Here is a 22151-nt window from a genome sequence, read left to right as displayed (position 1 = left end):
CATAGCATTACCGTGCGGTAAGGTGGTACAGCTCGTACGCGGGAAAAAGAACAATAAGAAATATAAACTTTATTAATTTTTTATTATTTATAAATTATTGATAAAAATATAAATGGTTTTATTAATAGAGTTATAAAAACTTACTTGATAAAAGCGTAATTTATTGTTAATATCTTGAATATAGTTAATATAACTTATAAATATATAAAGTTAAAAACGAAGGAGAATAATACTTATGTCAATAGCATTTTTATTTCCGGGACAAGGCTCTCAAACTGTTGGAATGGGTAAATCTTTATATGATAATGTAGCAGAGTCTAAGGCTATATTTGATAAAGCTGCTAATATTTTAGATGATGTAGATATTAAGGCATTATGTTTTGAAGGAACTGAAGAGGATTTAAAGAAAACAGAAAACACTCAGCCTGCTTTGGTTACTGTTGGTATGGCTGTTTATGAGGCTTTAAAAGCTAAAGGAATAAAGGGAGACTATTTTGCAGGACATAGTTTAGGAGAGATTACTGCACTTTCTGCTGCTGGATACATCTCTTTTGAAGATGCTGTAAAGATTGCAAGAACAAGAGGTCTTCTTATGGCAAAAGCCGGTGCCGATGCTCCTTATGGTATGGCTGCTGTGCTTGGTTTGGATTATGACACCGTTTCTAAATGCATGCCTGAAAGCAAAGAAGTAGTTGCTGCTAACTATAACTTAAAAGACCAAATTGTTATATCTGGTTTACTTAGTGCTATAGAAACTGTTACTCCTAAACTTCAAGAGGCTGGTGCTAAAAGGGTTATGCCTTTAAAAGTTTCTGGTGCTTTCCACTCACCTTTTATGAAGCCTGCCGCTGATGAACTTAAAAAATTCTTGGATAATGTTCAATTTAATAATAGCGGTAATAAAGTTTTATCTAATGTTACGGCAGATGTACATAACTTCGATAATATAAAAGACAACCTTTACAAACAAATGTTCTCTACTGTAAGATGGTATGATAGTATGATTAATCTTCAAAGCAAAGGAGTTAATAAAATATATGAATGCGGACCCGGTAAAGTTTTAGTTGGTATGTCTAAAAAGATAGCTCCTGAAATAGAGGCTGTTTGCGTATTTGATAATGACTCTCTAAACTCAGTACAATAAAAAATAATTTTTTTAATATTTATAAAAATAAAAAGGAGGCTTTTTGAGCCTCCTTTTTAACTATATTTTAAATGTTTAACTAATTAGATTTTTCCAACTAAATCAATTCCTGGTTTTAAAGTTTTAGCACCTGGCTTCCATTTAGCAGGACAAACTTCGCCGCCATGCTCAGCTACATATTGAGCAGCTTGTACTTTACGAACTAATTCATTAGCATCTCTACCAATGCCCATATCATGTACTTCATAAGCCTTAATTTCACCTTCAGGATTTACAATAAAGCTTCCGCGTAAGTCTTGTCCAGCTTCTTCTACAAATACTTCAAAGAATCTTCCTAATAATCCTGTAGGGTCTCCAAGCATAGTATATTTTAAATTTTTAATAGTTGGTGAAGCGTCTGCCCAAGCTTTATGTACGAAATGTGTATCTGCAGATACTGAATATACTTCACAGTTAATTTTTTTAAGTTCATCATAAACAGTACCTAAATCTTCTAATTCTGTAGGACATACAAAAGTGAAGTCTGCAGGATAGAAGAAAAATACACTCCATTTACCTAATACATCTTTTGTGCTAACTTCTTTAAACTCTCCATTTTGATAAGCATCAACTTTGAAATCTATAAGTTTTTTATTGATTAAACTCATTATAAACTCCTTTTATTTATGTTTGTATGTTCTAACAATACATTAAATAATAAATTTTGTCAAGTAAAAAAATGTACAAATTAGTAAAAATTACTAAAAAATATATATTTTTTAATGCTTAAAATGTCTTATGCCAGTGAATACCATAGCAATACCATGTTCATTACAAGCATCTATTGATTCTTGATCTCTCATAGAGCCTCCTGGCTGAATTATAGCTTTTATATTATATTTAGCACAAGCGTCCACTACATCTCTAAATGGGAAGAAAGCATCAGAAGCCATTACAACCCCATCTCCTGCTCTCTCTAAAGCATCTTCGCAAGCCCAAATCCTGTTAGTCTGTCCGCTTCCTATACCCTTAGCCATAAAGTCTTTTATAACTACTATAGCATTAGACTTAGCATATTTTACAACCTTCATTCCGAATACTAGATTCTTCATTTCTTCTTCTGTAGGCTTTTTATCTGTTACAACTTTATAATCTTCTATTAGAGTAGTGTCTTCATCCTGTACAAGTAACCCTCCATCTACTTTAACAAGATTGATTTTATCATTAGTATTAGTTTTATACTTTATAACTCTTAAATTCTTTTTTGTTTTTAATACTTCTAAAGCCTCTGGAGTAAAATCTTTAGCAATAACAATTTCTAAGAATATTTTTATAAGTTCTTTTGCTGTATCTTCATCTACAGTGCTGTTAAATGCTACTATTCCGCCGAATATAGAAGTAGGGTCGCAGTTATAAGTTCTATTATAAGCCTCAAATACACTTCCTCCTAAAGCAGCACCGCAAGGAGTAGAGTGTTTTATAGCAGAGCATGCATATTCTTTTTTAGATTCATCAAATTCCAACACTATTTTTAAAGCTATATCCATATCTCTAATATTGTTAAATGAAAGCTCTTTTCCGTTTAACTGTTCATAATCTTTCATAGAGCCTTTATCTGTAGTTGATACATAATAGCTTGCATTTTGATGAGGATTTTCCCCGTATCTTAATTTTTCTTTTAATGCATAAGACATATTCAAATAATTAAGTTTTTTGTCTTCTTTGTTTTCTAATGAACTAAACATAAACTCAGACACTGCAGCATCATAAGCAGAAGTTAAATTAAATACTTTAGAAGCTAAATATTTTTTTGTTTCAAAACTAACTTCGCCTTTTTCCATTTCACTTTTTACCAAATCATAATCTTTTACATCGCTTATAACAACAACATCTTTAAAAGACTTGGCAGCAGAACGAAGCATAGTAGGTCCGCCTATATCAATAAACTCTATCTTCTCTTCAAATTTTAAACTCTCATCTTGCACCTTCTCAAAGAAAGGATAAAGATTAACTATAACCATATCAATAGGAGTAATTCCCCTCTCTTTAATAGTTTCCATATGAGTAGGATTATCTCTTATAGCGAGTATTGCACCATGTATTTTAGGGTCCAAAGTTTTTACTCTTCCATCAAGCATCTCTTTAGCTCCTGTAACTTCAGCAACCTCTATTACAGGAATATTATTCTCTTTTAAATATTTATAAGTTCCGCCTGTAGAAACTATTTCCACATTCTTTGAAGTTAAAAACTTAGCAAAATCCAATATTCCGTCTTTATAAAATACAGATATCAATGCTCTTTTAATCATAAACAATCTCCATAAAATATAGTATTTAATGAAAATATTATAATATAAATAGAGCTATTGTAAAGAGTAAATATTGTAATATAGTATATAAATACTCTTTTTGCATATAATAACTATAAATAGAACAATATAATAAATAATTTATAATAATAAAATATTTTTAAGAATATATTAATAAATGTTTGGTATGATATTGACATTTTTTAAATAAATGTTAGAATATACTAACAATATTTAAGTATCAACTAACATAAACAAAGGCGTTGCTATGAAATATATAATATTAATCGCTGTTATAACAAACATACTATATAGCTACAACTCAAAAGAAATAAATAATTTTTATAATAATTACTATTCTTTAAAATATGATATTAATTTATTAAAAGCAAATAATTCTCAAACTTATAAAAATATATATAACTTAATAACTTCAAAAAATATATCAAGCGATAAAGAAAAATTTAATTATTTAAAAAAGGCAATAGATGAAAATAAAGATTATATAACATCAAAAGATATAGATTATTTGATAAGCATATCAGAGTTAATGAATTATATTGCATATTATTCATCACTTCCTGATAAAATTTCTTACGGTAAAAAATCTAAAGAGATATATCAAAATATTTTAAAAATTGACAGCAGCAACTTTTTTGCACTTCTTGGAACAGCTATAGGCTATATGCATGCTCCAGCCATAGCAGGAGGAAGCGATAAAAAAGCATTTGAATATTTCAATAGAGCTTTAAACAACTCTAAAGAAAAATACCAAAAATATTTATCTTATGTATGGTTATCACAATATTATTTCAAAATAAAAGATGATGAGAACTATCAAAAATATATTGATATGAGCAGAAGTGTATACCAAGATGGGATATTATTAAAGGAGGCCATAGAGAGAAACAAAACCGAAAAGAAACCTTTATAAAAAAATATCAGTTTAATCAGTTTAAATGAAAATATAAAATATATATGTATGAATAATTAAGAAATACAAAAAGAATAATAAATAAACATAATAAAGGATAAAAATATGAGACGTTTATATATCATTTTAACGGCTTTAATAATAAATGCTTATAGTGTATTTAGCTACACAGTTGTAGAGGATTTTAATGATTTTTTGGTTGATGATAATCAATTAAGAGTAAGACTTGATAGATTTGGAGTATTAGCGGGTACTGATAATTTACGTTTTGTTGTTGGGGTAAATGGTGAGACTGCTGGAGTTTTGTTAGACAATTTAGATAACGGAAGCAAGGGCGGAATAAGCACTTTTAGACCTGCTGCTTTAGCTGGATTTGGGTATAAGACAGAGAGTTTTGCTATTGGTGCTGGATATCAATTCAAATATGTTAGCGGAAGTTGGCAGGCACATACTCCTATACTTACGGCTGCTTTTCTTAATCAGAATTTAAGAATTAATGTACCTGTTACAATAGGAGTTGGAAGCGGAAGCGTTAATGACGGAGATATGGCAGTTTCAACAGATACAAGAATAGAATATTACACAGGTAATAATATTTTCAGCAGAATAAGAGTTAATCTTAAATATGGTATGTATAAATTAAAAGCAAATGAAAGCAGAAGCGGCGAATTAGCTAATGGCGGTAATTTAAATATTGGAAATATGAATTTAGGCACAGTTGGAGAAAATGGACTATACGGATTTACTGAAGATACTACAGCACATTCTATAGGTGTAGATATTAGAGGATATTTTATAGCGGCAACCGACCCTATATTGATAGAGCCTCAAATAAGAGTGATATATCAGGGTTCTATAGCAGATTTTAAAGGAACTTCATATACAGTTACACCTCCGGGAATGGACGCTAAAGATGGGGCTGCTGAATTTGGACTTTATAATATAGATGCTTCAAACCCTATAGGTGCTTTTGAGTTGGGCGATACAGGTTTTGCTATGGCTCCTTATTATGATTTTACTGCTCACAACATAGCTTTTACAGGGGAAGGAGCTGCTATAGAGATAGGAGGCACAGAATATTATATAACTAAGCCTCAATTTGTAGGTGTGTCTGTTCCTGTTGGTTTTACTGCTGAAAGTGATTTGATAACACTTTATTTAGAGCCTGCTGTATCATTCTCTATGATTACTGGAGGAATTAATGCTTATGCAAGCAGTGCTAAACCGGTGAGAATACCTCCTATATTCTATTCTGTGGGTTATTTAGTGTATGGAGAATTATACATCAATCCTATGCCTAATTTGGAATGGTATTTTGAGGCACAAATTGGAGGAGCTACTACTGTTGATGGTATAGGAAACAGTGCTGACAATGGACTTGCATTCAATGGAAGTACTGGTATCACTTGGAAGTTTTAATAAGTTTTAAAATTTTATTATAATATATTGATTTTTGGGAATAGTATATTGGGTGTCTTAAAAAAAGATGCCCAATATATAAAAAAGAGTTATAAAAATGTGCATTAAAAGAACAAACGACAAAGTATATAAAAAAAGAGAAAATGAAAAAAGAGTAATGTTTTATATGATTAATCTTTACTGCAAACATCATCATAAAGATTATCAAAAAATTTGCTCTAAAACATTTGGAAGCAAGCTCTTATGCAAAGAATGCGAAGAAATATACAATTACTCAATAGAGAGAACAGACAATTGCAGATTTATAAAAACTAAAACTTTCTGCAGTGCTTGCCCAAAGCAATGTTATAAAACAAACATAAAAAATAAAGTAAAACAAATTATGTCTTTTTCTGGAAAAATAATGCTGATTTACCACCCTATAATAGCACTAAAGCATGTATTTGTTATGATAAGACATAATCTTATAAAAAATAAAAAATTAGATTTTAAAGGCATTATATGAAAACATTGTTAATAATTTTAGGTTTTATTTGTGTGGCTATAGGAGCTATTGGAATAGTAGTGCCAATACTACCAACAACGCCTTTTTTGTTATTAGCATCTTTCTTTTTTGCAAAAGGCTCTAAAAAGTTTCATGATTGGTTTATGTCTACAAAACTATACAAAAAACACTTAGAGAGTTTTGTTAATTCAAGAGCTATGACATTAAAATCTAAATTAACAATACTTATCCCTGTCAGCTGTATGCTTATAATTACATTTATATTTGTTAATAATTTGCATGCGAGGATTTTATTAGTTATTTTATTTATAGGCAAATATCTGTATTTTTTCACGCAAATAAAAACAATAAAAGAATAAATAATAATAAAAAAACAAATAAAAATAACTTTTAAATACATACACAAAAATACTTTAATTTTGTTTAGGGGAAATAATTTATGGTGAAATATATACTTGTAATAAATATAATATTTTTATCTTTGTTTGATATATTATACTCTCAAGAAGAAAATAATAATAATAATGAAAAAAAAGGTTTTCAGTCTGTGCTTGATAATAGATTTTTTTCTATAGGTTTATTCAGCAGTGCAGATTCGATAAAAACATCTGTTAATATAGAATTTGGTTTTAAGTTAATGAAATACAATAACTTTCAGATAAAAAGCTACACTTCTGTTGTAGGCTCAAAGATATATGATGACAGTCCTCAAATGTATCAATTAGGCCTTATGCAAAAGTTTATATTTGGAGGCGATGATGAGTATAAAGGAACTATAAGCGTATCAAGATATGGGTTTGCTTTTGGAAGTTTTGGATTTTTATCTTTTGATGCTGATAAAGACGGAAAGTTTTTATTTAGTGCTCCATATTATTTTGAAGTTGGCGGAGGGGCTGGTTTTAATATAAATGTAAGTGAGCATGTGGGTATAATATTAGAATTTGGAGGCGGACTTCATATGGTAATAAATGGAAAAGAATTAGGATATCCTGAGAAAATAAACAAAGCTGGGTTTGGAAGAATGAGCATTGGAGCTAGATATTATTTTTAATTAATGCGTATTTATTATTAAAAATTACTTTTAACAATAAATACGTATATAAAACTTTTTCTCTAAATTATATGCTATATAAGCAAATAACAGTTTTAACTTTATTAATTGTATATAAAAAATTATTCTCTGCTTGAGAAAACTTTATCTATGATGCCGTATTCTTTAGCCTCTTCAGCACTCATAAAATAATCTCTATCCATATCAGCTTCAAGTTTTTTAAGTTCCTGACCAGTATGCTTAACAAATATGTCATTTAATATAGCTTTTAATCTTATAGTTTCTCTTAATTGTATTTCCATATCAGTAACCATACCTCTAGAACCGCCTGAAGGCTGGTGTATCATAATTCTAGAGTTTACAGTAGCAAATCTCTTACCGCTAGCACCGCCTGCAAGAAGTAAAGCACCAGCAGAAGCAGCCTGACCAACACATAAAGTAGCAACATCAGGTTTTACATATTGCATAGTGTCATACATACCTAAAGCAGCAGTAACAACGCCACCGGGACTGTTTATATATAAAGAAATATCTTTTTCAGGGTCAGCAGATTCCAAGAATAATAACTGTGCTATAACAACATTAGCAACATCATCATTAATCTCACCGCCCAAGAATATAATTCTATCTTTTAAAAGTCTTGAGTAAATGTCATAAGAACGTTCGCCTCTGCTTGTTTGTTCTATAACATAAGGTATAGTCATATAGCTTTTTTCTATATATTTTTTATCAACTCTGTCAAATTTGTACATAATAAACCCTTTATTAAAATAAATTATCTAAAAATTAATAGCCAGCCCAAAGATCATTTTCATTAGCAACAAATCTTCCAGCATCTTTTTCTGTGATATTGATATGCTCTTTTATATAATCTAATATAGCCTCTGATACAGCTCTGTTTTCTGCTTCTTTCATTATATGATTAATAATGTCTTGCTGCTCTTCTTTAGGTCTTTTTGATAATCCTAAATAGCTTTGATATTGATAAAGTCTGTTAGCATATTCTCTAGCTTTATCCTCATTTATGTTAAGAGAATCTTTATAAACATCAGCAAACTTAGCCATAATCAAATCAAAACTAATTTGTTTTTTAACATTTTCTTCATATTCTTTTTTGATATCTTCTTCTTTTTTACCAACAGAAATAAAGAAATCTGTTTTAGTCATTCCGTTTCCAGAAACTTGTCTTTCAAAGTCCTCTAAAGATCTATCTAATTCCATTTCATAATAGCCTTTAGGTATATCCACTTTAACAAGTTCTAACATTTTATTAAAAATAGCATCATTTATAAGCTCAGAATCTGCTCTAGCTTCTGCTCTTTTAGCTAAATGCTCTTTTAAGCCCTCTTTTACTTTTTTTACTTCCTCTTCTTTAGAGTCATCTTTAATATTCGGCTTTTCTACTTTTAATACTTCCATAATTAAAGTAGCTTCTCTGTCATTAACATAAGTAGTTAAAAGCTTTTTATCGCCTTTTTTAACATCTACAGCATTTTTAGCAAATATAGTTTCATTTTCATTATCTGTAGCTATAAGAGTTAATTCTTTATTATATTTTTTGTTTTCTTCATCATCAAACTCAATTTTTACATATACTTTATCGCCAAGCTCAGATTTTAATTCGCTCTCTTCAAAAGGAGAAAATCTCTGTAAAGATAATTTATATGCTTTTTCAACAGCCTCGTCATCAACATCATATTTATTTTTTTCTAAACTTATAGATGAAAGTTCAGGCAAAGTAATATCAGGAAGCGGATAATATTCATAAGTAAGGTGAAGCCCGTCATCTTTATTTTCTAAATATGACAATTTAGGAGTAGCAATACATTTAGCATTTTTTTCATCGCTGTAAGTATTCCAAACATTTTCTATCATCACTTCATTAGTAGCTGATTCTAAACCATCTTTATATCTTGAAAGTATAATATTGTTAGGAGCATGTCCAATTCTAAAACCTTTAATATTAACTTTAGGTTTATAATATTCAATTTGTTTTTCTAATTCTTTATTATAAGCGTCTTTAGAAACAACAACTTTTAGAGTAACTAAATCCTTATCATCTGTAGAAGTTTCGAAGTTAAAATCTTTAATTTCCATTAATACACAACCTTTATATAAAAAATTAAAAAACCCTCAACAGAAATAATTCTATCGAGGGTTATCTGATGAGCGGGAAACGGGACTCGAACCCGCGACAGTCTGCATGGCAAGCAGAAACTCTACCAACTGAGTTATTCCCGCATTAGACTTGTGAAGTATTATAACATAAACATATTTAAATGTCAATACTTTTTTAGAAGTTTAATTGTTTAGGAGCCATAGATATTGCACGTTTTTTTAGTTTAAAAAAAGCAGGTATTCCTTATAATTTAATTAATTAAAATAAAACAAAAGGAATACCTATGAAAGAATATACTTCAAATCAAAGAAAAAAGATAGTTATAAAAATCAATAAAGTTAAGAATAAAGAAGTATTAGCTTTAAAATATAAGATTAGTATTAGAACATATTATTATTGGAAAAGCCAATTAGAAACTTATTCTATTATAAAACCTAAATCTACTGCACCTAAAACTAATAAAAATAAATTGAAAAATAAAAAGATTATTAAAAGAATAATTGAAATAAGAAAATTATACGGTTATGGTAAATTAAAAATAAAAAAACAATTAGAGTTAGAAGACATTAAAGTAGGAACAACAGCTATAGAAACTGTCCTAAAAGAAAATAATTTGTATAGGAGCAAAAAGAAAAAAATTAAGAGAAAGCATAAAGGAAAACATGCAATTTATATCAAGGAGGCAGGGGAAAAGGTACAAATAGATGTCAAATATGCTTTTTTTGGTGAAATACGCTATTATCAGTTTACTGCTGTAGATTTAGCAACAAGAATGAGCTTTAGATATTTATATGATGAAAAAAGTCCATACAGTACCATTGATTTTATGAAACGGCTTATAGATTATTTTCCTTTTAGAATACATTGTATTCAAACGGACAATGGTACAGAATTTACTTACCGTAAACATTCATTTAATACCAAACATCCATTAGATATATTTTGTAAGAAAAACTATATTAAAAGGGTTTATAGTCCAATTGCATCACCTTGGTATAATGGAGTAGTAGAGAGTACACAAGGACAAGACCAAAAAGAATTTTATGATTTTTGTACTAAAGAATTAACCTTAAAGAAAGCAAATAAAAACATACAAAAATATAATCATTTTTTCAATTATAAACGAATACATTCTGCTTTAAATTATGATACACCTATGCTATACTTTTATAAATTAAGGAATTCCTAACTGCAATATGTTTGGCACCCGTGCATTTTAGAAGTTTAATTATTTTATAAGCAAACATATATTTATAACTAAAAACAAATAATTTAATCATACTTTTATTAAATACTTAAACTCCAATTTTCATCATTATGATATATCATTAATTTTGTCATGCCGCCGTCTACTGTAATATTTTGAGCATTTATAAAATTGTTATTGCAAATAAACCAAGCGGTAGTAGCTATGTCTGAAACTTCGCCTATTTTAGCAGATGGATGCTGAAGTATATCTTCTTTACTAAAGTTAGATTCATTAGAGGTGTTTATCCAACCCGGGCTAATAGAGTTTACGCGAACTTTATGCGATAAGCTAATGGCCATAGAATGAGTAAGAGCCATAATTGCACCTTTTGAAGCACTATAGCTTTCACTGTCTTTTTGCGACATAAAAGCTCTTGTGGAAGATATATTTATTATGCATGCATTTTTATTAAAATTGTTTATTAAGTTTTTTGTTATTTGATAAGCAGATGCAACTGATACTTTAAAAATCTCTAAAAAGTCATCATAGCTGCAATTACTTAATAAGCCCATATTTGAATAACAAGCATTATTTATGGGGCTGTCCTAGATAACTTAAATTTGTTAAAATTTAAGTATGAAACGCAGTAAATTAAGTGAAGAAAAACAATTTAAATTAATAGAGCATTTTGTAGCAGGAACTACAGCAAGGACTGCCTCTGCTCTTATTGGAATTAATCGTAAAACAGCAATATTATATTATCATCATTTACGAGAATTAATATTTGAATATGAGAAAGAAAAAGAAGAAGAAATTTTTAATGGAGAAATAGAAGCAGATGAAAGTTATTTTGGCGGTAAAAGAAAAGGAAAAAGAGGAAGAGGAGCTTGCATATAAAATACCAGTGTTTGGTTTGTTAAAAAGAGGAGGAAAAGTATATGTAAAAATGATAAATAATACTAAAATAAGCACTTTAATACCAATTATTAGGCAAAAAGTACAGCCTGATAGTATAGTTTATTCAGATTATTATCATAGTTATGATGTATTAGATGTATCAGAATTTAAGCACTTTAGAATTAATCATAGTGAAAAGTTTGCTGAAGAAAAGAACCATATTAATGGTATAGAGAATTTTTGGAATCAAGCGAAAAGACATCTTCGTAAATTTAATGGAATACCAAAAGAACATTTTCACTTATTTATTAAAGAATGTCAATTTAGATTTAATAATACAAAAGTTGACAAACAGTTGGAAATTATATATAATTTAGCAAAAAAGGAGCTTTTTTAGTTATCTAGGACAGCCCCAAAATAAATATTCAAAAATAATAAAAAAACATAAATTAACAGTTACAATTATTATTTAAATATTATATATTAGACCAATAATAATATTACATATAATAGGTTATGGAGTTATCTTATGATTAAACTTATAGGCATATTAGTTATAATAGTAGGCTTTGCTTTGAAGTTAGATACTATAAGCATAGTTTTACTTGCTGGAATAATAACAGGTATTGTTTCTGGAATGGGCATTATTGAAATATTGTCATTTTTGGGCAATGCATTTGTTGCTAACAGATTTGCCACATTATTAGTTTTAACTTTAGCTACTATAGGCATATTAGAGAGAAATGGCTTAAGAGAAAGAGCTACAAAATGTATTATGGGTATAAGAGGGGCTACTTGCGGCAAGATATTAAGTCTTTATGTAATTATAAGAACTATTGCATCAGCATTATCTATTAGAATAGGAGGGCATGTTAATTTTATAAGACCTTTAATTTACCCTATGGCAAGGGGTGCTTTAGAGAAATACGGTATTTATGATAAGCAATTAGATGAGAAAGTGAAGGCAATATCAAACAGCGTTGAAAACTATGGAAACTTTTTTGGGCAGAATGTTTTTATAGCATCTGCTGGGGTACTGTTAGTGTTAAGCACTTTGCAAGAATTAGGAATAAAGAATGTAGATGCATATTCTATAGCAATCTCAAGCATACCAATGGCAATAGTTGCTATGATAGTTTCTGTAATAAGAAATTATTTATTTGATTTGAAATTAAAAAAATTAATAGATTCATTAAAAGAAAATAAAAATTAATGAGTATAATTTTGGAGAATATAAATATGGTAAATAATCTTTTAGAAGTTTTATATATAATTTCTGGAATCATAATATTAGTATGCGGTATATATGCATATAAAAACAAAGAAAATAAAAAAAGAATAGGAAGTGCATTATTTTGGATAATATTGGGGTTTATATTTATTTTTGGTAAAGTTATTCCTTCGTTTGTTGTGGGTATACTTTTAATAGTGTTAGCATTATTAACCGCTACAAAAAATGTGTCATTACAATCTTTAAAACCTGTTTCTGATGCCTACAAAGAAGAAAAAGAAAAGCTATTCAAAAACTTACTTTTTATACCAGCTATATCAATAGGCTTAATAGCATTTTTGGTTGCACAATTTACAAAATTAGGCGGATTAATAGGCTTAGGTATAGGGGCAATGTCATCATTAATTTTATGTATGATAATAACAAAAGAAAAAGCTTCAACTGTTCCTTATGAATCATCAAGAATGCTTCAGCAGATGGGGCCAAGCGTTATACTTCCGCAGTTATTAGCTTCATTAGGAGGATTATTTGCAGAGGCTGGAGTTGGTGAGATAGTAGCAAATATAATGAAAGGCGTTATACCTGCAGATAATAAACTTTTTGGGGTTATTGGTTATTGCGTATCTATGGCTGTATTTACTATAGTGATGGGAAATGCCTTTGCTGCTTTCGCTGTAATAACTGCTGGAATAGGCATACCTTTTGTTATTGGTTTGGGAGGAGATCCGAATATTGTTTCTGCTTTAGGTTTAACTGCAGGTTTTTGCGGCACATTAATGACACCTATGGCTGCCAATTTTAATATGATACCTGCTTCTATATTGGAAATGGAAAATAAGAACGGCGTTATATTAGAACAAATACCAGTAGCTTTAATACTTCTTGTAATAAACACAACTATAATGTATTTATTTGCTTTTAGATAAAAAATTATTATTAAAGAAATTATTAAAATTGTTAAAAATTATTTTTATAAAAGGAGCTAATAAAATGAAAGTATTAATAACAGGATTTGACCCATTCGATAAAGAAAAAGTTAATCCTTCATGGGAGGCAGTTAATAGCTTGCCTAATAACATAGAAGGCAATGAAATAATAAAATTACAGCTTCCAACAGTATTTAAAAAATCTGCAGAAAAACTTTTTGAAAATATAAAAAATCTTAAACCTGATGTAGTTATATGCGTAGGTCAAGCAGGCGGAAGATATGAGATATCATTAGAAAGAGTAGCCATAAATATAGATGATGCAAGAATAAAAGACAATGAAGGAAATCAGCCTATAGATGAAACAATATTCAGTGACGGAGATAGTGCTTATTTCTCTAAACTTCCTATAAAAGCTATTAGAGATGAATTAAAAAATATCCCTATACCAGCAGCAGTATCAAACACAGCGGGGACTTTTGTATGCAATCATATAATGTATTCTTTGTTATATTATATAAATAAAAATAATTTAAATATCAAAGGCGGATTTATACATGTTCCTTATATAATAGAGCAAATACTTGATAAGCCTAATACAGCCTATATGCCAAAAGAAATGATAGTAAAAGCTCTTGAAACAGTTATAAAAACTACAGTAAATAATAATTAATAAAAAATTGTAATATGACTTGCTGGAAAATATATTAATAATTATTTTTATTTATTTTTGCAGGCAAGTCATTCTTAAAAATTAATATTTTCAAATCTATTTTATTAATAAAAACTATATTGAATATAATTTATCACAAAAAACTTTTAATAATAAAAATCACTTTATAAAACTAATAATATAATATATAATCATTACTAATAAAAACTACATTCAAATGATGAGGTATATTCAATGAACTATCGTATCTTTATAGAGAAAAAAGAAGGCTTTGATTTAGAGGCTAAAAGATTAGAAAGCCAATTAAAAGAGAATTTTCAAATAAAAAGCAGTGTAAGACTTCTTAACGTTTATGACATTTTTAATATAGATGAAAGTAAATTAGCTAATTCTATTAATGTAATATTTTCAGAGCCTCCTACAGATAGGATAGTTGAAAAAAAAGATTTTGATAGTTTAAAACATTTTGCTGTAGAATATTTGCCCGGACAATTTGACCAGAGGGCTGATTCTGCATTGCAGTGTTTGAAGCTTATTTATAATGATATTGAAGAAGTAACTATAGTAAGCGGAAAAGTAGTTATTTTTGACGGAAATATAGGTAATGTAGATGACAGCACCATAGAGAAAATAAAAAAGTTCTATATTAACCCTGTAGAAAGCAGAGAAAAAGATTTAAGCAAATTAGAAATAGAGCCTCATCAAAAAGCTGATGATATAAAAGACGTAGAAAACTTTATTAATTTAAATACAGAAGAGCTTCATAAATATAGAGATAATCTTGATTTGGCAATGACTTATAAAGATATAGAGTTTGTGCAGAATTATTTCAAAAATGAAGAGAAAAGAAACCCAACAGAAACAGAAATAAAAGTTCTTGATACATATTGGTCTGACCATTGCAGGCATACTACATTTATGACAAAGATTAATGATGTAAAATTAGAAAATGATAAGAGCAATTTTTCAGAAGTGATACTCAATGCTATTAATAGATATTATAGTATGAGAAAAGAGCTTTACGGTGAAGATGTTGACAGTAAAAGAGATATTAATTTAATGGACATGGCAACAGTGGCTGCTAAATATATAAAGAAAAAAGGAAAGCTTGAAGATTTAGAGATTTCTGATGAGATAAACGCTTGTTCAATATATATAGATGTTGATGCTGTTGATGAAAACGGGAAAAACAAAACAGAAAAATATTTATTGATGTTTAAAAACGAAACTCATAATCACCCTACAGAGATAGAGCCTTTCGGCGGAGCTTCTACATGTTTGGGAGGAGCTATAAGAGACCCGCTTTCTGGAAGAAGTTATGTATATCAAGCTATAAGGGTTACAGGAAGTGCAAACCCACTAGAGAAATTAGAAGATACTTTAGCTGGAAAACTTCCTCAAAAGAAAATTACTACCACAGCAGCTGCAGGATATTCTTCTTACGGCAACCAAATAGGGCTTACAACTTGTTTAGTTAATGAAATATATGATGAAGGATATAAAGCAAAAAGGCTTGAGGTTGGTGCTGTTGTGGGAGCTGTTCCTGTGGACTATGTACGCAGAGAAAAACCAAGGGCAGGAGACATAGTTATAGTGCTTGGCGGAAGAACAGGAAGAGACGGCTGCGGCGGTGCTACAGGTTCATCAAAAAGCCACACTGATACATCTTTAAGACTTTGCGGTGCTGAAGTACAAAAAGGTAATGCCCCAGAAGAGAGAAAGATTCAGAGACTTTTCAGAAATAAAGAGGTTACTAAATTAATAAAGAAATGTAATGACTTTGGTGCGGGCGGAGTTTCTGTTGCAATTGGTGAATTATCAGACGGAATTGATATTAACCTTGATGTGTTGCCTGTTAAATATTTAGGTTTAAACGGCACTGAGTTAGCAATATCGGAATCTCAGGAGAGAATGGCTGTTGTTGTTGAAAGTAAGGATGCAGATAATTTTATAAAGCTTGCCAACAAAGAAAACATTGAATCTACAAAGGTTGCTACTATAACAGACACTAACAGACTTGTAATGTATTTGAAAGGCAAAAAGATTGTAGATATAAGCCGTAAGTTTTTAGACACTAACGGAGCTAAACAAGAGACTAATGCAGTTCTTAAAGATATTAACTTTGACAATAATCCATTCAACACAAAAAATGCTTGCTCTCTAACTTCTCATTGGTTTAATATGGTAGAAGATTTAAATATTGCTTCTCAAAAGGGACTAATTGAAATGTTTGACTCATCAATAGGGGCCGCTACTGTACTCATGCCTTTCGGCGGAAAATATCAAATGACCCCAAGCGATGTAAGCATTCAAAAAATACCAATATTTGATAACAATGCAAAACAAATAAATACAGCTTCCGCTATATCTTGGGGTTATAATCCTTCTATAATGAAATGGTCAGAGTTTCACGGAGGAATATATTCTGTAATAGAATCAATGTCAAAACTTGTTTCTATAGGTGCTGATTACAAAAAGATAAGATTATCATTCCAAGAGTATTTTGAGAAATTAGGAAGCGATGCTAAAAAATGGGGTAAAGTTTATTCTGCATTGCTCGGCACAATATATGCTCAGACTGAATTTGATATACCTGCTATAGGCGGAAAAGACTCTATGAGCGGTACTTTTAATAATATATCAGTGCCTTCCACTTTGATATCATTTGCAGTATCAACTGTTGACAGTAGTGATGTTATATCTCCAGAGTTCAAATCTGCTAATAATTATGTGTATTTAATAAAGCATAATATGCTTGATAACTATATGCCTAATATTGCCGAAATAAAAGAGAACTTTGACTTTATATATCAAAACATAAAAGACAAAAAAATATTATCAGCATACACAATTAAATTCGGAGGTATTGCTGAAGCTTTAACAAAAATGTCTTTCGGTAACAGAATAGGTGTTGATATAAAAGATGAGCTTTATTTCTTTAATTTGATGCCTGCTTCATTTATAGTAGAAACTAAAGAAGAGTTAAATTATAAAAATGCTATCTTAATAGGAAAAACTATCAATGAATACAAAATAAAAGTATGCGGGGAAACAGTGGACTTAGAAGAAGCAGAAAAATTATGGCTTGATAAATTATCAACAGTATTCCCTTATAAAACTTATGAAGATATAGAAACTTACAAGCTAGCAGAATATAAAAGAGAAGCACCATTTATATGCAAAAATAAAACAGCTAAACCTAATGTTTTAATAACTTCGTTCCTCGGCACTAACTGCGAATACGACACTCAAAAAGCTTTCTCTGATGCTGGTGCTAATACTGATATTTTTGTATTTAGAAACATTAAGCCAGAGTACATAAAAGAATCTATTGAAGAGATGTCTAAAAAAATTGATAACTCTCAAATATTTATGATACCCGGAGGTTTTAGTGCGGCAGATGAGCCTGACGGTTCTGGAAAATTTATTTCTGCAATACTTACAAATGAAAAAATAAAAACTTCTATACATAAACTGTTAGAACGTGACGGGCTTGTTTTTGGTATATGTAACGGTTTTCAAGCACTAATAAAATCAGGTCTTCTTCCATATGGAAAGATAGGAAACATTACAGAAAAATCTCCTACACTTACATTCAATAAAATAGGCAGACATATTTCACAAATGGTAACAACAAAGGTAGTATCAAACAATTCTCCTTGGTTATACAATATACCTGTAGGAAGCGAATTAGTTGTTCCTGTTTCTCATGGTGAGGGAAGATTCTTTGCTGATGAAGAGATAATAAAAGAGTTAATCAAAAAAGGTCAGATTGCCACTCAGTATGTTAATTTTGAATCAAAGCCTACTAATGAGTTTAGGTTTAACCCTAATGGTTCAGTTTATGCTATAGAGGGCATACTTTCAGAAGATGGAAAAGTGTTTGGAAAGATGGGGCATAGCGAGAGATATGGAGATAATTTATACAAAAACATCATTACAAAAGATATTTACAACATATTTGAAAATGGTGTAAACTATTTTAAATAAAAATATATAAACTTATTCAAAATAAAGCTGTAGTCTTAAATGAAAAGATTATGGCTTTTATTATTATATTAATAGTTAAAAGCTGTAAAATTTAAAGTATTTCAATATCAATCAATAAAAAATTAAAATATTATCAATATATTGAATATTGTTACTTAATAACAATTATTTCCGTTCTTGTGTAAGCAATTTATTAATATATTATAAGGCATAATTATTTTTTATAAAGGAGTTTTTTATTATGAAAAAATTAGTGGTTATTACGGGGGCAAGCTCTGGAATAGGAATGGAAACAGCAAAAAAGTTTTCAGCAAATAGACACCCTACACTTTTAATATCAAGACGCAAAGAAATAATGGATAATTTAAATTTAAAAGATTCAATAAGTGTAAAAGCAGATGTTACAAATTTAGAAGAAATAAGAGCAGCAGTAGAAATGGCTGAAGATAAATATGGAAAAACTGATTTGCTTATAAACTGTGCAGGAGTAATGCTTATTGGAAATATTGATAAACAAAGCTATGAAGAATGGAAAAACATGATAGATATTAATATAAATGGAATACTAACAACTACAAATATAATACTTCCAGATATGATAAAAAGAAATGAAGGCACTATTATAAATATAAGTTCAATAGCAGGAATAAAAACATTTAAAAATCATGGAGTGTATTGCGGAAGTAAATTTGCTGTGCATGCCATAACTGAAAGTATTAGATAAGAAGTAGCCGATAAAAATGTAAGAGTTATAGTATTAGCACCCGGAGTTGTAGAAACTAATCTTTTAGAGCATACAACAGATAAAAATATCAAAGCTGATTATGCTGAATGGAAAAAGAGTATAGGAAATGGTTTAAATGCTTCTGATATAGTTAATTGCATAGAATTCGTTTATAATATGCCTCAAGATATATGCGTAAGAGAATTAGTTATAGCGAAGACAAAACAAATAGACTGATAAAATTATAGGCCATAGTATATTTTTACGCTATGGCTTTTTAATTTAAAACATTTTTATTAATTTATATATAAAAAATATATTTCAAACAAAACTTTAATAATTTACAAGCTTTAAAACTACACAACTATATGCAACAAAAATAAATTGATTGTTTATACAAAAATATTTGCTTCATAAAACATCATTCAATACAATATTTATTTTTTTTTGCAAAATAATTAAATAAAATACTAAACTTTTTTATAGATTGCCGTTAATTATTATAGTTAATTAATTTAAGGAGAAATTATATGACTATAAGCGGTATATCTTCTAACAATGTTATGCAAATGAGTGCAACTTCACTTAATACTAAACCTAATATAGTAGAAGTAAAACCTACTAATATTAATCAGCAGGCTCAAAATATGTCTCCTCTTTCCAGCAGATATACTTATGCTATGGGAAGAGACGGTAAAAGATATATACTTCAGCTTAGAATAGATATAGCTTCAGTAAGAGCTTTTAGTACTTTAGCTTAATAATATAATTACAAAAAATATAATTACAATATGCAGGTAAACTTGCCTGTATATTGTTTTATTCTTTTATCTCTTTTACTACTATCTTATTTCCATTTACAAGTATTACTTTTAATTTGGCATCTTTTTGTATAAACTCGCCTTCACTAATAGCATCATATTTTTTATCATCAATTAAAATGTTTCCTGACGGTCTAAAAGGTGTATAAGCTATTCCTTCAAGTCCAAGTAAATCATCATAAGACTCACTTGAATGATAGCCTGATGTATCTGTTTCTAAGAACATTTTACTTTTAAACACTTTAGATTTTGTCATAAATCTTGCCATTAATATAACAAGTATAATGTCTATTATAAGTGAAACAAAAATTACAAATACAGCCTGAGATATATTAGCTATACCAAAAGACATAAATATGCTTGCAAATATAGCAATTATTCCAGCAATTCCTGTAACTCCAAAGCCCGGTATAACGAAAATCTCTAAAGCAAGTAAAACTATACCAAGCACAAACACAGCAGGTGTAATAAATCCGCTGTCACCAACAAAAAATTGTGCCGTAAAAAACAAAAAGAAACATACAATAGCAATCACACCGCCTACACCAAAACCAGGTGTTTTTATCTCTAAATATATACCAGCTATGGCAATTGATATTAATATGCTTAATACAGCAGGATTACTTAAAAATCTTAAAATAAAATCATACTGACCTTCTTCAAAATTTATTATCTCATAATCATCAATATTTTTTATTTTTAAGATTTCTTCTACAGAGTTTGCTTTACTATTTGCAATATTTATTTGAACAGCCTCATCAGCACTTAATGTAAGTAATGTTTTATCGTCTAAATCAATGCCGTCATCTCTTTTAGTTAATACAATAGTTTCATCAACCATAGCCTCAGCAGCTTTTGCATTTTTTTTAGAGTTTTCAGCAGAAGCCCTCATAGCAGCACGCATAGCACTAACTTCTTTTTCGCTTGCCTTCTTTGGCTCTCCGCCTTGAAGATATACAGGAGTAGCTGCCCCTATAATACTTCCGTCAGACATATAAATCTCTAAGCAGCTTAAAGATATTAAAGCTCCCGCAGATAATGCATTTTTGTTAATATATGCTGCCACTGGTATATCGCTTTCTATCAATGCATTTTTTATCTCTAATGCAGATGACAAAAGCCCGCCCGGTGTATCAATCTCAAGTATTATCAAAGAAGCATTATTTTCTTTAGCCTCTTCTAATCCATTTTTTATATATGAGGCGTACCATCTATTTACCTCCTGAAACTCTAATTTTTTTATAACATACACTTTATCTTTAGCATATATGTTTGAGAAAATAAGAGTAAAAAGAATAGCTATATAAAAAACTTTTTTCATAATTGTTCGTCCGTTTATGTTATTTATTATATTATATATTAAAAATAAAAAATTTTAAAATTACTTGCTAAATGAATTAGTATTTATAAAAATATGTTATAATAAAGAATAGATTAGGAGTTTATATTTATGGCTAATTTATCTTGGAATGAAATAAAAAACAGAGCTTTGGATTTTCAAAAGAAATGGGAAAATGAAAAAAGAGAAAATGCCGAAAAACAAACTTTTTATAACGAGTTTTTTGAAGTTTTTGGATTAAGCAGAAGAAGAGTTGCTAGTTTTGAAGAACCTGTAAAAAAATTAAATAACAAACAAGGATTTATAGATTTATTTTGGAAAGGAGTTTTAATAGTTGAGCATAAATCTTTAGGAAAAAACTTACAAGAAGCTAAAGCTCAGGCATTTGAATATTTTGAAGGATTAAAAGAAGGAGAACTTCCAAGATATATATTAGTTTCTGACTTTAATAATTTTGAACTTTTTGATTTAGATGAAAATGAAGAATACAAATTTGAGTTTAAAGATTTCTATAAAAATATAAAATTATTCGGCTTTATAGCAGGATATCAGAAAAGAGTTTATAAAGATTTAGAGCCTGCCAACATAAAAGCTTCAGAACTTATGGGAAAGCTATATGACAGACTTGCAAAAAATAATTATAAACAGCATGATTTGGAATTATTTTTGGTGAGGGTGCTTTTTTGTTTGTTTGCTGATGATACGGGAATATTTAAAAATGAAGATTTTAAATATTTAATAGAAGATAAAACAAAAGAAGACGGAAGCGATACTGGAATATGGCTTCATCAATTATTTGAAGTGCTTGATACAAAAATAGAAGAGAGACAAACTAATTTAGATGAAACATTAAAAGAGTTTCCTTATATTAATGGGTCTTTATTTGAAAATGCAGTTAAGA

19 protein-coding genes, 1 tRNA gene and 2 pseudogenes are annotated in these 22151 nt (G+C 29.2%); 15 read left to right on the top strand and 7 right to left on the bottom strand.

Annotation, left to right across the window (positions count from 1 at the left end):
- Nucleotides 1-235 precede the first annotated feature (235 nt).
- On the top strand, nucleotides 236-1144 hold the full coding sequence (gene fabD / locus EPJ72_RS10075; protein ID WP_147732026.1) for an ACP S-malonyltransferase: 909 nt from the start codon (nucleotides 236-238) through the stop codon (nucleotides 1142-1144).
- Nucleotides 1145-1227: 83 nt separating this feature from the next.
- On the opposite strand, the gene ahpC is transcribed toward fabD, so the two are convergent.
- Nucleotides 1228-1791 carry an alkyl hydroperoxide reductase subunit C gene (gene ahpC / locus EPJ72_RS10070; RefSeq protein WP_147732025.1) on the bottom strand — a complete coding sequence of 188 codons (564 nt, stop codon included), beginning with the start codon at nucleotides 1789-1791 and terminating at the stop codon, nucleotides 1228-1230.
- Between the two features lie 111 nt (nucleotides 1792-1902).
- Nucleotides 1903-3432, bottom strand: coding sequence for a bifunctional phosphoribosylaminoimidazolecarboxamide formyltransferase/IMP cyclohydrolase (purH, locus tag EPJ72_RS10065; protein ID WP_147732024.1), 1530 nt, complete (start codon nucleotides 3430-3432; stop codon nucleotides 1903-1905).
- Between the two features lie 268 nt (nucleotides 3433-3700).
- On the opposite strand from purH, the gene EPJ72_RS10060 reads away from it, so the two are divergent.
- From EPJ72_RS10060 to EPJ72_RS10040, 5 genes are all read left to right on the top strand, one after another.
- Entirely contained in the window at nucleotides 3701-4366 is a 666-nt protein-coding gene (locus EPJ72_RS10060) for a hypothetical protein (RefSeq protein ID WP_147732023.1), read from the top strand.
- A gap of 105 nt (nucleotides 4367-4471) precedes the next feature.
- Nucleotides 4472-5785 carry a variable surface protein VspJ gene (locus tag EPJ72_RS10055; protein ID WP_147732022.1) on the top strand — a complete coding sequence of 438 codons (1314 nt, stop codon included), beginning with the start codon at nucleotides 4472-4474 and terminating at the stop codon, nucleotides 5783-5785.
- A gap of 97 nt (nucleotides 5786-5882) precedes the next feature.
- Nucleotides 5883-6290, top strand: a complete 408-nt coding sequence (locus EPJ72_RS10050) for a nitrous oxide-stimulated promoter family protein (protein ID WP_147732021.1) — start codon at nucleotides 5883-5885, stop codon at nucleotides 6288-6290.
- The gene (locus tag EPJ72_RS10045) at nucleotides 6287-6649 is read left to right on the top strand and encodes a YbaN family protein (protein WP_147732020.1); all 363 of its coding nucleotides are present in this window, start codon (nucleotides 6287-6289) and stop codon (nucleotides 6647-6649) included. The genes EPJ72_RS10050 and EPJ72_RS10045 overlap by 4 nt, the downstream gene beginning before the upstream one ends.
- 80 nt (nucleotides 6650-6729) lie before the next feature.
- Nucleotides 6730-7341: a hypothetical protein gene (locus tag EPJ72_RS10040; protein WP_147732019.1), complete on the top strand. Its 612-nt coding sequence runs from the start codon at nucleotides 6730-6732 to the stop codon at nucleotides 7339-7341.
- A gap of 122 nt (nucleotides 7342-7463) precedes the next feature.
- Here the strand turns inward: EPJ72_RS10040 and clpP are convergent, their stop codons facing one another.
- The 3 genes from clpP to EPJ72_RS10025 form a co-directional block, all read right to left on the bottom strand.
- A complete protein-coding gene (clpP, locus tag EPJ72_RS10035) occupies nucleotides 7464-8093 on the bottom strand; it encodes an ATP-dependent Clp endopeptidase proteolytic subunit ClpP (RefSeq protein WP_013244222.1) in 630 nt (209 codons plus the stop codon).
- Nucleotides 8094-8127: 34 nt separating this feature from the next.
- The gene (locus tag EPJ72_RS10030) at nucleotides 8128-9438 is read right to left on the bottom strand and encodes a trigger factor (RefSeq protein WP_147732018.1); all 1311 of its coding nucleotides are present in this window, start codon (nucleotides 9436-9438) and stop codon (nucleotides 8128-8130) included.
- Nucleotides 9439-9509: 71 nt separating this feature from the next.
- A tRNA-Gly gene (locus EPJ72_RS10025) sits at nucleotides 9510-9582 on the bottom strand.
- A gap of 161 nt (nucleotides 9583-9743) precedes the next feature.
- Between EPJ72_RS10025 and EPJ72_RS10020 the strand changes: the two genes are divergently transcribed.
- Entirely contained in the window at nucleotides 9744-10649 is a 906-nt protein-coding gene (locus tag EPJ72_RS10020) for an integrase core domain-containing protein (protein WP_147732017.1), read from the top strand.
- A gap of 98 nt (nucleotides 10650-10747) precedes the next feature.
- On the opposite strand, the pseudogene EPJ72_RS10015 reads toward EPJ72_RS10020, so the two are convergent.
- Nucleotides 10748-11254, bottom strand: a pseudogene (locus tag EPJ72_RS10015) (SDR family oxidoreductase); the annotation flags it as partial.
- A gap of 31 nt (nucleotides 11255-11285) precedes the next feature.
- Here EPJ72_RS10015 and EPJ72_RS10010 point away from each other — a divergent pair.
- The 7 genes and pseudogenes from EPJ72_RS10010 (at nucleotide 11286) to EPJ72_RS09980 (ending at nucleotide 19851) form a co-directional block, all read left to right on the top strand.
- Nucleotides 11286-11943: pseudogene (locus EPJ72_RS10010) on the top strand (IS1595 family transposase).
- A 132-nt stretch (nucleotides 11944-12075) separates the two neighbouring features.
- Entirely contained in the window at nucleotides 12076-12759 is a 684-nt protein-coding gene (locus EPJ72_RS10005) for a DUF969 domain-containing protein (RefSeq protein ID WP_147732016.1), read from the top strand.
- Between the two features lie 26 nt (nucleotides 12760-12785).
- Entirely contained in the window at nucleotides 12786-13703 is a 918-nt protein-coding gene (locus EPJ72_RS10000) for a DUF979 domain-containing protein (protein WP_199749285.1), read from the top strand.
- Between the two features lie 64 nt (nucleotides 13704-13767).
- The gene (gene pcp / locus EPJ72_RS09995; protein ID WP_147732015.1) at nucleotides 13768-14376 is read left to right on the top strand and encodes a pyroglutamyl-peptidase I; all 609 of its coding nucleotides are present in this window, start codon (nucleotides 13768-13770) and stop codon (nucleotides 14374-14376) included.
- A gap of 234 nt (nucleotides 14377-14610) precedes the next feature.
- Nucleotides 14611-18366: a phosphoribosylformylglycinamidine synthase gene (locus tag EPJ72_RS09990; protein ID WP_147732014.1), complete on the top strand. Its 3756-nt coding sequence runs from the start codon at nucleotides 14611-14613 to the stop codon at nucleotides 18364-18366.
- A 241-nt stretch (nucleotides 18367-18607) separates the two neighbouring features.
- The gene (locus EPJ72_RS09985) at nucleotides 18608-19090 is read left to right on the top strand and encodes an SDR family oxidoreductase (protein WP_242004987.1); all 483 of its coding nucleotides are present in this window, start codon (nucleotides 18608-18610) and stop codon (nucleotides 19088-19090) included.
- A 530-nt stretch (nucleotides 19091-19620) separates the two neighbouring features.
- Complete coding sequence (locus EPJ72_RS09980) at nucleotides 19621-19851, top strand: hypothetical protein (RefSeq protein WP_147732013.1); 231 nt, start codon at nucleotides 19621-19623, stop codon at nucleotides 19849-19851.
- A gap of 58 nt (nucleotides 19852-19909) precedes the next feature.
- On the opposite strand, the gene EPJ72_RS09975 is transcribed toward EPJ72_RS09980, so the two are convergent.
- Nucleotides 19910-21232 carry an NfeD family protein gene (locus EPJ72_RS09975; protein ID WP_147732012.1) on the bottom strand — a complete coding sequence of 441 codons (1323 nt, stop codon included), beginning with the start codon at nucleotides 21230-21232 and terminating at the stop codon, nucleotides 19910-19912.
- A gap of 129 nt (nucleotides 21233-21361) precedes the next feature.
- Here EPJ72_RS09975 and EPJ72_RS09970 point away from each other — a divergent pair.
- The coding region (locus EPJ72_RS09970; protein ID WP_439897270.1) for a type IIL restriction-modification enzyme MmeI at nucleotides 21362-22151 on the top strand (790 nt) is incomplete at its 3' end.

The sequence above is a fragment of the Brachyspira pilosicoli genome (assembly GCF_008016535.1).
GTDB classification, from domain to species: Bacteria; Spirochaetota; Brachyspiria; order Brachyspirales; family Brachyspiraceae; genus Brachyspira; species Brachyspira pilosicoli_A.
The sequence above is the reverse complement of the archived record's forward strand: the minus strand, read 5'-3'. Positions and strand labels throughout refer to the sequence as shown.

Coding starts and splice junctions, on each gene's coding strand:
- fabD (WP_147732026.1), top strand. CDS start 236: ATGTCAATAGCATTTTTATTTCCGGGACAAGGCTCTCAAACTGTTGGA.
- ahpC (WP_147732025.1), bottom strand. CDS start 1,791: ATGAGTTTAATCAATAAAAAACTTATAGATTTCAAAGTTGATGCTTAT.
- purH (WP_147732024.1), bottom strand. CDS start 3,432: ATGATTAAAAGAGCATTGATATCTGTATTTTATAAAGACGGAATATTG.
- EPJ72_RS10060 (WP_147732023.1), top strand. CDS start 3,701: ATGAAATATATAATATTAATCGCTGTTATAACAAACATACTATATAGC.
- EPJ72_RS10055 (WP_147732022.1), top strand. CDS start 4,472: ATGAGACGTTTATATATCATTTTAACGGCTTTAATAATAAATGCTTAT.
- EPJ72_RS10050 (WP_147732021.1), top strand. CDS start 5,883: ATGTGCATTAAAAGAACAAACGACAAAGTATATAAAAAAAGAGAAAAT.
- EPJ72_RS10045 (WP_147732020.1), top strand. CDS start 6,287: ATGAAAACATTGTTAATAATTTTAGGTTTTATTTGTGTGGCTATAGGA.
- EPJ72_RS10040 (WP_147732019.1), top strand. CDS start 6,730: ATGGTGAAATATATACTTGTAATAAATATAATATTTTTATCTTTGTTT.
- clpP (WP_013244222.1), bottom strand. CDS start 8,093: ATGTACAAATTTGACAGAGTTGATAAAAAATATATAGAAAAAAGCTAT.
- EPJ72_RS10030 (WP_147732018.1), bottom strand. CDS start 9,438: ATGGAAATTAAAGATTTTAACTTCGAAACTTCTACAGATGATAAGGAT.
- EPJ72_RS10020 (WP_147732017.1), top strand. CDS start 9,744: ATGAAAGAATATACTTCAAATCAAAGAAAAAAGATAGTTATAAAAATC.
- EPJ72_RS10005 (WP_147732016.1), top strand. CDS start 12,076: ATGATTAAACTTATAGGCATATTAGTTATAATAGTAGGCTTTGCTTTG.
- EPJ72_RS10000 (WP_199749285.1), top strand. CDS start 12,786: ATGGTAAATAATCTTTTAGAAGTTTTATATATAATTTCTGGAATCATA.
- pcp (WP_147732015.1), top strand. CDS start 13,768: ATGAAAGTATTAATAACAGGATTTGACCCATTCGATAAAGAAAAAGTT.
- EPJ72_RS09990 (WP_147732014.1), top strand. CDS start 14,611: ATGAACTATCGTATCTTTATAGAGAAAAAAGAAGGCTTTGATTTAGAG.
- EPJ72_RS09985 (WP_242004987.1), top strand. CDS start 18,608: ATGAAAAAATTAGTGGTTATTACGGGGGCAAGCTCTGGAATAGGAATG.
- EPJ72_RS09980 (WP_147732013.1), top strand. CDS start 19,621: ATGACTATAAGCGGTATATCTTCTAACAATGTTATGCAAATGAGTGCA.
- EPJ72_RS09975 (WP_147732012.1), bottom strand. CDS start 21,232: ATGAAAAAAGTTTTTTATATAGCTATTCTTTTTACTCTTATTTTCTCA.